Annotated in this window: 15 protein-coding genes and 1 tRNA gene; 9 read left to right on the forward strand and 7 right to left on the reverse strand. The window is 59.3% G+C overall.

What is annotated here, in order from left to right; translation table 11 throughout:
- The first annotated feature begins 3 nt into the window (after positions 1-3).
- The 3 genes from GA830_RS08495 to GA830_RS08505 all read left to right on the forward strand — a co-directional run bounded on the left by GA830_RS08495 (position 4) and on the right by GA830_RS08505 (position 1,088).
- A complete protein-coding gene (locus tag GA830_RS08495; protein WP_195164598.1) occupies positions 4-636 on the forward strand; it encodes a Maf-like protein in 633 nt (210 codons plus the stop codon).
- A 14-nt stretch (positions 637-650) separates the two neighbouring features.
- A complete protein-coding gene (gene yacG, locus GA830_RS08500; protein ID WP_195164599.1) occupies positions 651-869 on the forward strand; it encodes a DNA gyrase inhibitor YacG in 219 nt (72 codons plus the stop codon).
- A 143-nt stretch (positions 870-1,012) separates the two neighbouring features.
- Positions 1,013-1,088, forward strand: a tRNA-Phe gene (locus GA830_RS08505).
- 48 nt (positions 1,089-1,136) lie between these two features.
- Here GA830_RS08505 and GA830_RS08510 read toward each other — a convergent pair.
- Complete coding sequence (locus GA830_RS08510; RefSeq protein ID WP_195164600.1) at positions 1,137-1,547, reverse strand: Lrp/AsnC family transcriptional regulator; 411 nt, start codon at positions 1,545-1,547, stop codon at positions 1,137-1,139.
- 104 nt (positions 1,548-1,651) lie between these two features.
- Between GA830_RS08510 and GA830_RS08515 the strand changes: the two genes are divergently transcribed.
- Positions 1,652-1,963 (forward strand): cupin, encoded by a 312-nt coding sequence (locus GA830_RS08515; RefSeq protein ID WP_195164601.1) that lies wholly within the window; start codon positions 1,652-1,654, stop codon positions 1,961-1,963.
- Between the two features lie 10 nt (positions 1,964-1,973).
- On the opposite strand, the gene GA830_RS08520 is transcribed toward GA830_RS08515, so the two are convergent.
- Complete coding sequence (locus GA830_RS08520) at positions 1,974-2,534, reverse strand: TetR/AcrR family transcriptional regulator (RefSeq protein WP_195164602.1); 561 nt, start codon at positions 2,532-2,534, stop codon at positions 1,974-1,976.
- 83 nt (positions 2,535-2,617) lie between these two features.
- Between GA830_RS08520 and GA830_RS08525 the strand changes: the two genes are divergently transcribed.
- Entirely contained in the window at positions 2,618-3,760 is a 1,143-nt protein-coding gene (locus tag GA830_RS08525; protein WP_195164603.1) for an FAD-dependent oxidoreductase, read from the forward strand.
- An 8-nt stretch (positions 3,761-3,768) separates the two neighbouring features.
- Here the strand turns inward: GA830_RS08525 and galE are convergent, their stop codons facing one another.
- Positions 3,769-4,776: a UDP-glucose 4-epimerase GalE gene (galE, locus tag GA830_RS08530; RefSeq protein ID WP_195164604.1), complete on the reverse strand. Its 1,008-nt coding sequence runs from the start codon at positions 4,774-4,776 to the stop codon at positions 3,769-3,771.
- A 191-nt stretch (positions 4,777-4,967) separates the two neighbouring features.
- Between galE and hemA the strand changes: the two genes are divergently transcribed.
- Positions 4,968-6,245 (forward strand): 5-aminolevulinate synthase, encoded by a 1,278-nt coding sequence (gene hemA, locus GA830_RS08535; protein WP_195164605.1) that lies wholly within the window; start codon positions 4,968-4,970, stop codon positions 6,243-6,245.
- 30 nt (positions 6,246-6,275) lie between these two features.
- On the opposite strand, the gene proC is transcribed toward hemA, so the two are convergent.
- The 3 genes from proC to GA830_RS08550 are packed head-to-tail and all read right to left on the reverse strand — an operon-like array spanning position 6,276 to position 9,422.
- Positions 6,276-7,088: a pyrroline-5-carboxylate reductase gene (proC, locus tag GA830_RS08540; protein ID WP_195164606.1), complete on the reverse strand. Its 813-nt coding sequence runs from the start codon at positions 7,086-7,088 to the stop codon at positions 6,276-6,278.
- Between the two features lie 32 nt (positions 7,089-7,120).
- Positions 7,121-8,455, reverse strand: coding sequence for an O-antigen ligase family protein (locus tag GA830_RS08545; protein ID WP_195164607.1), 1,335 nt, complete (start codon positions 8,453-8,455; stop codon positions 7,121-7,123).
- A complete protein-coding gene (locus GA830_RS08550) occupies positions 8,424-9,422 on the reverse strand; it encodes a glycosyltransferase family 2 protein (protein WP_195164608.1) in 999 nt (332 codons plus the stop codon). Before GA830_RS08550 ends, GA830_RS08545 begins: the two co-directional genes overlap by 32 nt.
- 182 nt (positions 9,423-9,604) lie before the next feature.
- Here GA830_RS08550 and GA830_RS08555 point away from each other — a divergent pair, with 182 nt between their 5' ends.
- The 3 genes from GA830_RS08555 to GA830_RS08565 are packed head-to-tail and all read left to right on the forward strand — an operon-like array spanning position 9,605 to position 12,410.
- Positions 9,605-10,777 (forward strand): glycosyltransferase, encoded by a 1,173-nt coding sequence (locus GA830_RS08555; RefSeq protein ID WP_195164854.1) that lies wholly within the window; start codon positions 9,605-9,607, stop codon positions 10,775-10,777.
- Positions 10,774-11,538 carry a WecB/TagA/CpsF family glycosyltransferase gene (locus GA830_RS08560; RefSeq protein WP_195164609.1) on the forward strand — a complete coding sequence of 255 codons (765 nt, stop codon included), beginning with the start codon at positions 10,774-10,776 and terminating at the stop codon, positions 11,536-11,538. Before GA830_RS08555 ends, GA830_RS08560 begins: the two co-directional genes overlap by 4 nt.
- Positions 11,535-12,410, forward strand: a complete 876-nt coding sequence (locus GA830_RS08565) for a DUF6492 family protein (protein WP_195164610.1) — start codon at positions 11,535-11,537, stop codon at positions 12,408-12,410. Before GA830_RS08560 ends, GA830_RS08565 begins: the two co-directional genes overlap by 4 nt.
- Here GA830_RS08565 and GA830_RS08570 read toward each other — a convergent pair.
- On the reverse strand, positions 12,407-13,702 hold the full coding sequence (locus GA830_RS08570) for a lipopolysaccharide biosynthesis protein (RefSeq protein ID WP_258045614.1): 1,296 nt from the start codon (positions 13,700-13,702) through the stop codon (positions 12,407-12,409). The two genes, GA830_RS08565 and GA830_RS08570, sit on opposite strands and share 4 nt — an antisense overlap.
- Positions 13,703-13,724: the final 22 nt, after the last annotated feature.

A 13,724-nucleotide genomic window follows, 5' to 3' on the forward strand; every position in this document is an offset into this window, starting at 1 on the left:
CCGATGAGCGTCCTCCAAAAGCTGGTGCTTGCCTCAGGGTCGCCCCGCCGCATCGAGCTTTTGCAGCAGGCGGGCATTGAGCCCGATCGGCTTTTTCCAGCCGATATCGACGAAACGCCACTGAAGGCAGAGCATCCGCGTTCGCTGGCCAAGCGGTTGTCGCGCGGCAAGGCAGAGCGCGCCTATGAAGCGCTTAAAGGTGACCCGGACGCGGCCGGTGCCTACATTCTCGCCGCCGACACGGTGGTGGCTGTCGGTCGTCGTATCCTGCCTAAGGCAGAGCTCATCGACGAAGCGTCAAACTGCCTGCAATTGCTGTCAGGTCGCGCCCACCGCGTCTATTCTGGTGTCTGCCTCGTTACACCGTCCGGAAAATTCCGCCAGAAGCTGGTGGAAACGCGGTTGCGCTTCAAGCGGCTGTCGCGCGAGGAACTGGAGAGCTATCTCGCCACCGGCGAATGGCGCGGCAAAGCCGGTGGCTATGCCATCCAGGGCCTGGCCGGCACCTTTGTCGTCAAGCTCGCCGGCTCTTACACCAATGTCGTCGGCTTGCCGCTCTATGAGACCGTTTCACTGCTATCCGGCGAGGGCTTCAAGGTACATTTTGGCTGGCTTGCCACGCCGCCTGCACCCTGATTGGAACGCATCGAATGACCAAAACCCCGGCCAACGTCACGCCGCTGCGCCCCAAGCGCCCCTGTCCGATTTGCGGCAAAACTTCCCTGCGCGAACTTTTCCCGTTCTGCTCCACCCGCTGCAAGGATATCGACCTGTCAAAATGGCTCACCGGCAGCTACGCCATCCCGGTTAGGGATGACGAAGACGAGGAAGGCGACGGCACCACGAGCCGCCCGGAGACCGAAGGCTGAGCGCGCGCTGGAATTAGCCCGCAAAACATCCGTCGGTGGCTGGACAGGTCGATTTCACATGCTATAACCCACGCGCTTTCGGGCGGCAGAAATGATCTGCCGCAGAAGGGGAAACCAAGCCCTTCAGATGCCGAAAACAGGATGCCCAGATAGCTCAGTTGGTAGAGCAGCGGATTGAAAATCCGCGTGTCCGTGGTTCGAATCCGCGTCTGGGCACCACCTACTTCAAACCACACCAGTTCTCTTTCAGCCGTCACGTCGCTGGCGTCACCAGCTTTTCAGGATGATCTGGCATCGGGCACTGGCGACCATCGGGCTGGTGCCGATTTTGTCGTTGAGGCTGCTGAGTTCAGCAAGGCTCGGAAGCGCCACCGTCATCACCGCATCGATCTCGCCTGCCAGCGAGTGAACAGCCGTGACGCCCGGCAATGCGGCAAGCCATCCCAGAGCCTTGTCGCAAGGCCGTTCCGCAATCGCCACGAAGATCATCGCCCTGGCCATCCCGCCGTCTTCAGCCGTGATTGCACGGTAGCTTTGGATCACCCCGGTCGCCTCCATCCGGGCGATCCGGTCCTGCACGGCGGTCCGGGAGAGCGCGATCTCCCGGCCGATTGCTGCCGCCGACAAGCGAGCGTTTTTTTCGAGCAACGCCAAAATGCGTTTGTCTGTCCGGTCCATACTAAATTCCCCCGAAGTGCAATCCAATGACGACGTTGTGCAAGCGGACCGCCCGCCATTCCTGGCCTATGGTTCTGCCATCTGCTTCAGGAGAACACTGTGCCATGCGCACCATCAAGCCCAAGAATTTCACCGGCTCCCGTGCCTGGGAGGCGCTGGACGTTGAGACAATTGACCAGGCCACCATTCGTCTCCATTGGACCGATCAACCCTACAAATGGCATGTGAACGATGGACCGGAGGTTTTTGTGGTCCTCGACGGCGCCGTCGACATGTACACGCGCACCAATGGCGAAGAGAAAATCCACATTCTGAACGTAGGCGATATTTTCCATGCACAAGATGGCGACGAACATGTTGCACATCCGGTGGGAATAGCACGCATCCTTGTGATCGAGCGCGCCGGCAGCGTGTAGCTACCCACTGTCATGGCAGCTCCGCGAAAAGGTAACGCTGGATGGTTGATCCTATCATGGAGATAGCAGTCTCGGGCGCCACGTCCTCATCGGATAGTTTGAGCACGTAGCGCGCATAGGCAAGGCCCAAGATCTGTGTTGCGATAAGGCCTGCACGTTCTCGTGCCCGTCCCGGCCCCGCTATTTTCTCCACCATGGACGAAACCTGCTCGGCAAGAATTGCCCGTATGCGCGCAGCCGCTTCCTCATTGGTGGCCGCAGTTCGGATGAGGACCCGTAGCAGGTCGTCTTCCTCGCGACCTTCCCATCGTGCAAAGAAATGCGCCACCAGTGTTCGACCGATGGAATCGCGCTCCACGCCCGACAGATCTGGAAAGCTGAGGTCAATCGCAACAGCTTTGGCAAAGAGTTCTTCCTTGCCCCCGAAATACCGGTTGATCAGCGCCGGATTTACGCCTGCTTCGCCCGCGATCTCGCGAACCGTGGTCCGCTCAAAACCATTGTTCGAAAAAGCTCTACGTGCCGCCGCAATCAAACGGGATCGCGTTGCCTCGGCATCTCTCAGCGCCATTTGACCTCCATGTAAACATCTGTTGACTTAAGCATCCCGCAGCGCTAGTAAACGCATGATTACATCTCCATGGGAGAACCGCAATGGACGCTATCACCACACAGGTTCTGATTGTAGGCGCCGGGCCAGCCGGCCTGGCAGCCGCGATAGGGTTGGCGGAACGTAAGATTGATTTTGTCATCATTGACGCACTTCCCGAAGCACAGAACACCTCGCGAGCCGCCGTCATTCATGCCGCGACACTGGAGAGCCTACGAGCGCTGAAAGTTTCTGACAGGCTGATCAGGCAAGGCATCAAGGTGCCCCATTTCCGCATTAGGGATCGCGACTCAGTCCTGCTCGAAACAGATTTCTCTGACCTATCTACGCCGACACCGTTTGCACTTATGATCCCGCAGGACGAGACGGAACAGATACTCATCGACCGTCTTTCAGAGTTGGGACATCAGGTGCTGCGGCCTGTCGAATTCGCCCGCTACGAAACCCATTCGCAAGGCATCCGCGCCAGTTGTACCGGCAAGCAGGACATCACAATCGACGCGCGCTACATGGTGGGCGCAGATGGCGAAAAGAGCGCAGTGCGATCCGCTGCTTGCATAGCTTTCCCTGGCAACACCTACGGATCGTTCATGCTGGCCGATGTGCGGATGAACTGGCCGATTGATCGCAACGAAGTGACGTTGTTCTTTTCGGGTGCCGGAACGCTTGTTGTCGCACCTATGTCGCGCGAGCGGTATCGCGTTGTCGCACAATGGGGCGACGCACCGTCCACCCCCACAATCAATGACGTGCAAAACATCATTGACGCCCGTGGACCTCGTAGTGGGGTCCATGTTCGTGAACTGATTTGGGGATCGCGTTTTCAGGTCCACCACAAGCTGGCTGACCGTTTTCAGGAAGGAAATGTGCTGCTTCTGGGTGACGCGGCACATGTCCACAGCCCGGCTGGTGGCCAGGGCATGAACCTCGGCTTACGGGACGCACAGGCATTGAGCAGCGCCTTGGGCGAAGCACTGAGGAATGGGTCTGAAGCCGCGTTGCGCAGCTACGCGCAAGAACGCCGGCAGGCAGCAGCCGAGGTGCTGAAGATGACCGACCGCCTGACGAAAGTTGCAACGATGGGCAATCCCGCTGCAAGATGGATCCGCAATCGCCTGATCGCTGCCCTGGGCACGCTGCCGGTTGTCAGGCGCGCTGCAGCACGCAGGCTCGCCGGGTATAGCTGAGGCGCCGTTCAGATTTCAGTCCTAGACGGCCGGGCATTCTTCCCCACCAGCGCTGCCTCCCAGTTCAGCGCGTCCGACACGATCCCGTCGAGATCATCATGGGCCGGCTCCCAGCCGAGTTCGGCGCGGGCGCGGTCGGAATTGGCGACGACGGCGGGTGCGTCGCCGGGGCGGCGAGGCGCCATGGTGACGGCGAGTTCTTTGCCGCTCACGCGCTTCACGCTGTCCAGCACTTCAAGCACCGAATAGCCGTGGCTGTAGCCGCAATTGGCAATCAGGTTGCCGCCGCCGGCACGCAGCCGTTTGAGTGCAAGCCTGTGCGCGGCGACGAGATCGCTGACATGGATATAATCGCGAATACAGGTGCCGTCGGGCGTTGGATAATCGGTGCCGTAGACCTGCATGCCGGCGCGCTTGCCGAGCGCTGTTTCGCAGGCGACCTTGATCAGATGCGTGGCACCCGGCGTTGATTGCCCGGTGCGGCCTTTCGGGTCGGCGCCCGAGACGTTGAAATAGCGCAGCGCCGTATAGGTCAGGGGATGCGCGGCGGCGGTGTCGCGCAGCATCCATTCGGTCATCAGTTTTGAGACCCCATAGGGCGATTCCGGGGCAAGCGTTGCCTCCTCGCGCACCGGCTCCAGTCCTGCGCCACCGTAGACGGCAGCCGTCGACGAAAAGATGAAATGCGGCACGCCAGCTTTCACCACGGCTTCCAGAAGCGTGCGCGTGTTCGACGTGTTGTTTTCGTAATAGCCAAGCGGGTCGGCCACCGATTCCGGCACCACAATGGACCCGGCGAAATGGATCACCGCGTCGATCGGATGTGTTTTCAGGATGTTGGATACCAGCGTCATGTCGCCGACATCGCCGACGATCAATTGTGCCTCTGGCGCAATCGCCCATTCAAAGCCGGTCGAGAGGCGGTCGAGTACAACCACGTCCTCGCCCGCATCGAGCAATTCCCAAACCATGTGGCTGCCAATATAGCCGGCACCGCCTGTGACCAATACGGCCATATAGACCCCCTCTCAAACGCCCCGACGCCCGGGTTTTCGCGGTGAACCTAGGCGCGAACATTTAAAATTCGGTGCTTCGCTGCCAATCCGCCTCCACAGGGCTTTCGGGCGTGGCATTTTGACCCCGCTGTTCCAATGGACGCCAAACCGCATGGCCATTATGATCAGCCTACTAAAAACCGGGAAGTCAGATGAATTATCAGCGGTTCTTCGAGGAAGCGATCGACCAGATCCATGGCGAACGGCGCTACCGCGTTTTTGCCGATCTGGAGCGTATTGCCGGCCAGTTTCCCAAGGCGATCTGGCGCTCCGGAAGCGACACGAAGGAAATCACCGTCTGGTGTTCCAACGACTATCTTGGCATGGGCCAGCACGCCGATGTCATTGCGGCCATGCAGCAGGCTGCCGGCAAGATGGGCTCTGGCTCCGGCGGCACGCGCAATATTTCTGGCACCAATCATCCGCTGGTGGAGCTGGAGATGGAGCTCGCAGACCTTCACGGAAAAGAATCCGCGTTGGTCTTCACCTCCGGCTTCGTTTCCAACGAAGCGTCGATTTCTACCATCGCAAAACTTCTGCCCAACTGCCTGTTACTTTCAGACGAGCTGAATCATGCCTCAATGATCGAGGGCGTGCGTCGCTCGGGCTGCGAAAAGAAGGTTTTCAGGCACAATGATGTCGCGCATCTGGAAAGTCTGCTCCAGGCGGCCGGACGCGATCGTGCCAAACTGATTGTGTTTGAATCAGTCTATTCGATGGATGGTGACATCGCACCGATAGCGGAAATCGCCGACCTTGCCGAAAAATACAACGCCATGACCTATATCGACGAGGTCCATGCGGTCGGCATGTATGGGGCGCGGGGCGGCGGTATCACCGAGCGCGAAGGACTGGCAGACCGTATCGACATCATCGAAGGCACGCTTGCAAAAGCGTTCGGCACGCTGGGCGGCTATATTACCGGCACGCGCAGTGTGGTCGACGCGGTGCGCTCCTATGCGCCCGGCTTCATTTTCACCACGGCACTACCGCCCGCGATTGCGGCGGCCGCGACTACCTCGATCCGGCATCTGAAAAATTCCGGCGCTGAGCGCGAACGCCAGCAGTTGCAGGCCGCGCGAACCAAGAAGATCCTGTCGGAAGCAGGCCTGCCGGTATTCGCATCCGAAACTCATATTGTGCCGGTGCTGGTGGGCGACCCGGAGCTTTGCAAGCTGGCGACGGACCGCCTGCTCGGTCTGCACGGGATCTATATCCAGCCGATCAACTACCCGACGGTGCCGCGCGGTACCGAACGCCTGCGCATCACGCCGACGCCCTTCCATTCGGATGCCTTGATCGAGACACTGCGCGATGCGCTTGTGGAAACCTGGAACACACTGGGCATTCCCTATGGCACCTCCGGTCAGCCGGAAGTCGCCAAGTCTGACCGGATCATTCCGCTTCTGGTGCCCAAATCAGGCGGGTAACCCTGATTGGGTCGCTGAGTCCAGTTCTGCTCAGCCCAGCTCGACTGACCGCTTTCGCGCCGCCTCGACGGCTTCAGCCACCAGTTTTTTCAACCTGTCATCACCCATTAGAACCGACAATGCCGCTGCCGTTGTCCCGTTCGGGCTGGTTACCTGCTGGCGCAATGTGGCCGGCTCATCGGAACTTTCTGCGGCAAGACAAGCGGCTCCGTATACGGTCTGCATTGCAAGCAGCCTGGCCGTCTCTTGAGGCAGCCCGGCGGTCTCGCCTGCAGCACTCAGCGCTTCGATAAAATGGAAAATGTAGGCAGGCCCCGATCCTGAAACGGCGGTAACGGCATCCATCTGGGTTTCGTTATCGATAGACGTCACAGCGCCGCTGGCCGCCAACAGATCGGCAACAAAACTCTGCGCAGCCTCGCTTACTTTACCATTGGTCACTGTTACCATCATCCCCTTGCCGATAGCCGCCGGCGTATTGGGCATACAGCGAACCATGGCGATCTCAGCGCCCAGCATGTCCTCGAAGCGGGCGATCGGCGTGCCGGCGGCGATGCTTAAAAAGGTCGTCGCGCCTTCAGCAAAGCGCTTGTAGGCCGGTACGACGTCGCCCATCGCCTGCGGCTTGACAGCAAACACCACTAGCGCCGGCGCAAGATCTACAGGCAGTGCGTCGGAACTGGCAAAAGCGTTGGTGCCAAGCGTCTCGGCGCGCTGGCGCAGCGGCTCGTTGGGCTCCACCACCCAGACATCATGCGCTGCCAGCCGGCCAGATTTCAGCCAGCCTGCCAGCATGGCAAATCCCATATTGCCGCATCCGGCCAGCACCACGTTTTGTGTCATTTTTCCTAGTCCTGTTACAGTTCGGGAGAACTCTATCGCGGCTGGTGTCCGGTGTCATCGGGCCGGGACCGATACGGGATCCGCGCAACGACGCGTAGTCCGAACACGGCCAGGATGAAGAACAGCCATACTGGATCGGCACGCCGGAAGAAAATGGATTCCAGAAAGGCGTTGAGCGTGGTGAACAGCAGGATCATCATGAAGAAGTCGGCCAGATAGATGTTTTCCTTCAAATTCGGCGTGCGCATGTAATCGAAGAGCGGCACAATAAGGAAAGTGATCGCAGCGACCGCCAAGGCCGGTAGCCCCATGATGACGGCAATATCCAGATAGCCATTGTGGCCGTGCACAATGCCGCGAATATCCCAGTCCTGGTCGAACGACCGATCCATTTCGGTGATGAAGGGCGTTCCCCAGAAGCTTTCATATCCATAGCCCCACCATGGCTGGTGCATAATCATCTCGCCGGAAAACTTCCACAGTGCCGTACGGCCCGTATAGGTGAGGTCGGGCGCGACCGTACTGGCGAGATCGGTCAATGCCGGAATGAAGACAATGCCGATGGTGGCAAGTCCCGTCAGCACGATGGCGACGGTAAACAGAAGTGGCGTCAAAAATCGCATGCCGATAATGCCTGGCAACATCACCAGCCCAACAGCCAACGGCACCAGCCCTACAGTCGTCTTGGAGCCCGTATTGGCCATGAAAATGATCGCTGTGATGAACAGTATCCCCCCGGCCTGCTTCCACCCGCGTCGAAACAGATAGAGCCCGCCAAAGCTGAAACAGGCCATCACTGGTCCGGTCAGGTTTTTGTGCTGGAACACACCGCGCCAGAAGCCGGCATGCTGCGGCTCCAGGGAGTTGGCGGTGTGTCGGGCAATGTCCGGAAACACGATCAGCCCGGCATAGCTGAGGAGGATCACCGCAAAGCCGGCAAACGCAAGTGAGGTGGAAAACGCATCGGCATCGCGCGGCACCGCCAGCACGGAGACCATCGCAAGCAAGCCGATAACCGTGAAAAAAGCCGCGCGCATCGCCGAGGATGGATCGGCTGCGTGCAGCACCGAAAGCAGCAGGAATGCCAGAAGCAGTAACCACCAGGGTGAGAACAGCGCCGCCAGCACGCGCCGGTCGGTAAAGGCGAGCAGCGAAAACAGGGACACCGCACCCAGCGAGCCGAAACCCAGTTGGTTGACGACATCGCCGCCTTCCATCGCCTCGTCTCCAATCAACTGGAACGGACGAAATCCGACTAGCGCAACGGCAAAGATCAACGAAGTCAGCAGGATGCCGATCCGTCTGACCGGAAACCGGTCGCGAATGGCGTCGAGCTCAGTTCTTTTCAGGCTGCCGGTATTGCTCATTGGCATATCCGAATTCCGCCAGCACCCGGCCTAGCGCGACATAGATGGGATAGAGCCCGGTCGACAATGAGCCGGTTCGGGCAAGCCTCACCGTTCCGCGAAGGGGCGAGGCGGCCAGCAGCGCCAGGCTCCTGGCAAATACTTTTGCGCCCGCAAACGGCGTTCCGGCGAGCTTCTTCTTTTCTACCAGGGTCGAGATGACGCCGTTGCGCAGCGCACGCGAGCGGATCCACTCAGCCTCAACGCGGCGCGCTGGAACAGTCTCCAAAACTTTCGCCTCTGCACACCAGCCAAGGGCAAAGCCAGCCTGCTTTGACCGGCTCAAAAAGTCCGAATCACCGCCGCCCATAAAATTGAACCGCAGGTCGAGAAAGGGTGGACCCATGCGCTTCAACACATGATGGCCAATCAACAAATTGCCGGACGAATAGAGCGCATTGACCAACCCTGTTTCGCGGTACGGCGGCGCAAAAACCGGATGCGCGGCCCATCTGTCTTGCGCGGGATCAGCGAACACCGGAACCTGAGGTCCGCCGACAATATCGGCACCCAGCGTCTCACTGGCAGCGCACATTTTTTCCAGCCAGTCAGGGGCAGCCAGTTCATCATCGTCAATCACCAGAAGATATTTGAAGTTCGGAAACTGCGCCATTGCGGTCTGCCAACCGGCATTATAGGCGCTGCAATTGCCGCGCTCATGAGCCACGATCAAAAGCCCGTTCACAGTATCGTCTTCGAACAGCGGCTGTGCGGCACCTGCGCCTTCGCGTGCCTCCGCCTCGTTTTCCATGACGATCACGGCAAAGCATCGCCCGGTTTTTTGGGCACCGAGCGATGCCAGCGTCTCCAGCAATTGTTGCGGACGGCGAAATGTCGGCAGTGTTACCACCACCTCGATAGCCGCGGGCGACAGGCCCGGCGACCTGGCCAGAATCGAGATGGAACCGCTGGACGGATGGTGATTCATGCCCTGCCAAATCTTGAAAGTACAAGGGCGATGAAATCCTGTTTGGTTTAACGTCCCGTTAAACACCTTGGAAAACACCGAGACAGCTTAACGCAGTGCTATTATGGAGCCGCGATTTTCCTCCGGCCTTTAATCAACATTTCATGGCGATTTGCTATGTCGCAGGCAACAGGAAGATTATGATGCATCTGGTTTTTGTCACATCGATCGTGCCGCACGATGCGCCCTCCACGGGTTATGAGATCGCCAACGCTGCCATCATCGATGGCTTGCGCAGGGCAGGGATCAAGGTGACGGTCGTCGGCTATACATGGCCCGGGACCAAGCCCGCTGACCCGCAATCCACGGTGGTTCTCGGCGCTGTCGATGTACGCACTGATAATGCGTCGGCGCTCCAGAAGATTGAATGGTTGGCCAAGGCCATGGTCGCCGGTCTTACCTTCTCTTCGATCAAGCTCAGGGCTGCCTCGGTGGCTGACGTTAAGGCCGCATTGCGATCAGTCGCGCCCTACGACGGCTATGTCATCAACGCAGTGCAGTTTGCTGGGGCATTCGAAGGCCTGTTTGAAGACAAGCCGTCGATCTTCGTTGCGCATAATGTCGAGTACCGTTCGGCGCAGGAAAATGCCGAGGCGGCAACAGGGCTATTGCAAAAATTTCTCTACCGGCGTGAAGCGCGCCTTTTGCAGAAGATGGAAGCGCGGTTGTGTGCCCAGGCCAATTTTGTCTTCACGCTGGCGGGCGAAGATCGTGAGGCGCTGGGGGTGGCCACGCCAGGGCGCTCTGCAGCACTGCCGCTGATCACACGCGCCGAACCACCGTTGAAACCAGCCACACGCCAGATTGCCTGCGACGCGGCGCTGATCGGGACCTGGACATGGCAACCAAACCGTATCGGTCTCGACTGGTTTCTGGAAAACGTAGTGCTGCTGTTGCCGGATGATTTCCGCGTCGAGATTGCAGGCAGCATGCCGGCCAACATGACTTCGCACCATCCCGGCGTCCACTTTGTCGGGCGCGTCGAGGATGCGACCGAATTCGTCCGCAGGGCTGCCGTCATCCCGCTGATCAGCCGCGCCGGCAGCGGCGTGCAGCTGAAATCGATTGAGACGTTCGAACTTGGCCTGCCTGCCGTCGCCACCACGCGTTCGCTGCGCGGCATCGACAATATCCCGGAAAATTGCGTGGTTGCCGACGATGCGAAAGCGTTCGCAGCGGCGCTTGTACGCCTTGCCAGGGCCGGCGATGGCGATAGCGATGGGCGCGACTTCTACCAGAAGCAGCGCGCCGCGCTCGACGCGCAGCTTGCGCTCGGCCTTGCAAAAATTCGGTTAGTCGACAAAGAAGCGGCATGAACTTGAAAGCCATCATTCCCACGCCGCCCACACGCGACATTCTGGGGATCGCCGTCGCCGAATTGACGCATGCGAGAGCGATTGAGCATCTGCTGGAGCTAGTAGCAAATCAACAGTTCACAAGGGTTGGCTTCCTCAACGCCCACATCGCCAACGTGGCCTGCGCAGACCCTCAATTCAGGCACACACTTGGCGATTTCCTGATCCTGCCCGATGGCGTTGGCGTCGATGTGGCGTCGAAGCTGCTGCACGGAAAACCATTTCCGGCCAATCTCAATGGCACTGATTTCATCCCAGCACTTCTCAGCGCGGCACAAACTCCGCTCACCGTGGGCATGCTGGGCGCCAGCGCGACCAGCATTGAGCGCGCTGCGTCAAGGTTACGCGAACTTACACCGCTTCACACGATTGAGATTGTCAACGATGGCTTCTTCCAGCCCGACGACGAAGCGGCCATCCGCGCGCGGCTTGAAACATTGCGCCCCGACATCCTCCTGGTGGCCATGGGCGTGCCACGCCAGGAATTCTGGATGGCGCATAATCTGGGCAAGCAGCATTGTACCTTACCCATCGCTGTTGGAGCACTGTTCGACTTTCTGAGCGGCGCAGTGCCGCGCGCGCCCGGCATCGTGCGCTCGCTCCGGCTCGAATGGCTGTTTCGTCTTGTGATTGAACCCGGACGGTTGTGGCGCCGCTATGTCGTCGGCAATCCGCTGTTCCTGTTTCGCGTGTTTCGCCAGAAGCTGCGAGGCCGCCCGTGACCCTGCCTCCCGCGAAAACATCGGCGGCGATGGTAACAGCGAGCTATGCCCCCGATCTCGAGCGCTGCCGACTTCTCTGCGAAACTATGGATCGATACGTTACGGGCTCTTCGCATCACTATCTGCTGGTAGAGGGCAGGGATGTGGCGCTGTTCCGGCAGCTGGAGGGACCAAACCGCACTGTCATCGACGAGCGCGACCTGTTGCCCGCGTGGCTGCACGCTGTCTGGGACCCGACAAGTCTTTTTCGCCGTCGCATCTGGCTTAGCACCCGCACCCAACCCATGCGCGGCTGGCACGTGCAACAGCTGCGCCGTATGGCCATCGGCGCGCATGTCGGCCAGGATATTCTGGTCTATTGCGATTCCGATGTGGCGTTCCTGAAACCCTTTGATTGCGGTGCATTCTGGCGCGGCGACAAAGTTCGGCTTTTCCGGCGCGACGGTGCACTGCCCATGCAAGGCGACCATCCGGTTTGGTCTCGCAATGCGGGCAAGGCGCTGGGCATCGCCAACCCCGAAATATCGTCCCATGACTACATCGCAACTCTGATCGCCTGGCGGCGCGACACGCTCAATGCCATGTGCCGGCATATCGAAGACGCGCACGGTCGCCCCTGGGTGCAAACGGTTGGTCGCGCGCGAAAATTCTCGGAATGCATGCTCTATGGTCGGTACGTCGACGAGGTTCGGGGCGGTGATGGACATTGTCACGATGATGCAGAATTATGCCGCGTCTACTGGACCGGCCCAAAACTTGACGATGATGGTTTCCGAGCGTTCGTCGAGGGCATGGCGCCCGAGCAGGCTGCGATAGGCATGCAGTCGTTTATCGGCACCGATCTTGCGCGGATACGCAAGCTGATCGGCTAGAACACCTTGGCCGGACGGCGCAGCGCGCTGTAGGTCAGAACCGTGGACACCAGATAAAGCAGTCCAAACACCACATTGAGCGAAATAACCATCTCGGTGGTGTCGACGAACCGCGTGAGCGCCCACCAGAGAAAGATTCCTTTTAAGCCGGCAAGGACCGCCAGGTTCACCGCCCGCAATGCCGTCTGCCCGCGCGCAAAAAGCAGCTCGGCCTGGTATTCGACGAGATTGCGGAACGCCGGAACGAGAAGCGCAAACCCGACCAGCGCAGCGGCCCCGGCAACATTGCCACCAAGCGCCCTCGGGAAGAAATAGAGCAGTGTTGAAAGCGTGGAGATTGCCAGAGTAGAGACCACCAACACCCCGACCTCGATGCCCACGCGGATGCGCATCCGCGCCAGAAGTTCGGGCGTGCGCATCATCTTCTGCACCAGCATCATGGTGAAGGTGCGGATCGGGATAGCGGTGAGGTCAACCAACCGCATAACGATCGCATAAATGCCGGCCAGTTGCGGTCCCCCGATGGAAAGCACCAGAAGCTTGTCGAATTCCATTTGCAGGTAAAACAGCACTTCGGCTCCGGCCACATAAACCGAATCCGCCAACCGCCGGAAGTAAAGCGCCAACCTGAAACGCACCCTTTGGCGCGGATAAAAGAAGCCAAAAGCGATTATCAGCGAGACCGCGTTGGCAGCGAGATAAAACCAGACCCAGTTTGCAAGGTCATGGTTTGCGGAAAACATGAAGACAATCGCTGCGATAGCGCGCAATAACGTTCCCATGATCACCAGAACGGCAGCCCGTCCGAAACGCCCCATGCCGTTGTTGACGATCACCGCCAACTCCACTGGTCGCCACAACATAGCCTCAGCAGCAACCACAGCAGCAAAAATCCAGATCGAAATATCGGCGGCAAAAAACAGCGCATAGGTCAGCCATGCCGCCAGTGCCATCACCGGCAACGAAGCCAGCCCGAAAATGATAAACCCACCTGTAAAGGCACCGATCAGATTAGGTCTCACCGTCGCCACGCGATAGAGTGCGGAAATAAACCCGAACGCCAAAAAGCGCGACAGCATGACGCCGGCAGCCGATGCGGTGGCGAAAAGGCCGAAATCAGCGATTGAAAGCGTATTGGCTAGGGCGATGAAATAGGCGAGCGAAAAAACCAGCCGTCCCGCCGAACCGCTGATAGCGGTTGTGTAATCGCGCAGCACGTCACGCCGTTCTGCCAGGAATACGCGGATTCTGGAATTTTTCGGATTCTGCATGCTGTTGCCGACGTCGTTCATTGCTTGGTTCAGGCTAGCGGCG

Source organism: Mesorhizobium sp. NBSH29 (assembly GCF_015500055.1).
Taxonomy (GTDB): domain Bacteria; phylum Pseudomonadota; class Alphaproteobacteria; order Rhizobiales; family Rhizobiaceae; genus Neomesorhizobium.

What these genes read in the sequence shown, in the direction of transcription:
- GA830_RS08495 (WP_195164598.1), top strand. Translation starts at nt 4, where the DNA reads ATGAGCGTCCTCCAAAAGCTGGTGCTTGCCTCAGGGTCGCCCCGCCGC.
- yacG (WP_195164599.1), top strand. Translation starts at nt 651, where the DNA reads ATGACCAAAACCCCGGCCAACGTCACGCCGCTGCGCCCCAAGCGCCCC.
- GA830_RS08510 (WP_195164600.1), bottom strand. Translation starts at nt 1,547, where the DNA reads ATGGACCGGACAGACAAACGCATTTTGGCGTTGCTCGAAAAAAACGCT.
- GA830_RS08515 (WP_195164601.1), top strand. Translation starts at nt 1,652, where the DNA reads ATGCGCACCATCAAGCCCAAGAATTTCACCGGCTCCCGTGCCTGGGAG.
- GA830_RS08520 (WP_195164602.1), bottom strand. Translation starts at nt 2,534, where the DNA reads ATGGCGCTGAGAGATGCCGAGGCAACGCGATCCCGTTTGATTGCGGCG.
- GA830_RS08525 (WP_195164603.1), top strand. Translation starts at nt 2,618, where the DNA reads ATGGACGCTATCACCACACAGGTTCTGATTGTAGGCGCCGGGCCAGCC.
- galE (WP_195164604.1), bottom strand. Translation starts at nt 4,776, where the DNA reads ATGGCCGTATTGGTCACAGGCGGTGCCGGCTATATTGGCAGCCACATG.
- hemA (WP_195164605.1), top strand. Translation starts at nt 4,968, where the DNA reads ATGAATTATCAGCGGTTCTTCGAGGAAGCGATCGACCAGATCCATGGC.
- proC (WP_195164606.1), bottom strand. Translation starts at nt 7,088, where the DNA reads ATGACACAAAACGTGGTGCTGGCCGGATGCGGCAATATGGGATTTGCC.
- GA830_RS08545 (WP_195164607.1), bottom strand. Translation starts at nt 8,455, where the DNA reads ATGAGCAATACCGGCAGCCTGAAAAGAACTGAGCTCGACGCCATTCGC.
- GA830_RS08550 (WP_195164608.1), bottom strand. Translation starts at nt 9,422, where the DNA reads ATGAATCACCATCCGTCCAGCGGTTCCATCTCGATTCTGGCCAGGTCG.
- GA830_RS08555 (WP_195164854.1), top strand. Translation starts at nt 9,605, where the DNA reads ATGCATCTGGTTTTTGTCACATCGATCGTGCCGCACGATGCGCCCTCC.
- GA830_RS08560 (WP_195164609.1), top strand. Translation starts at nt 10,774, where the DNA reads ATGAACTTGAAAGCCATCATTCCCACGCCGCCCACACGCGACATTCTG.
- GA830_RS08570 (WP_258045614.1), bottom strand. Translation starts at nt 13,702, where the DNA reads ATGAACGACGTCGGCAACAGCATGCAGAATCCGAAAAATTCCAGAATC.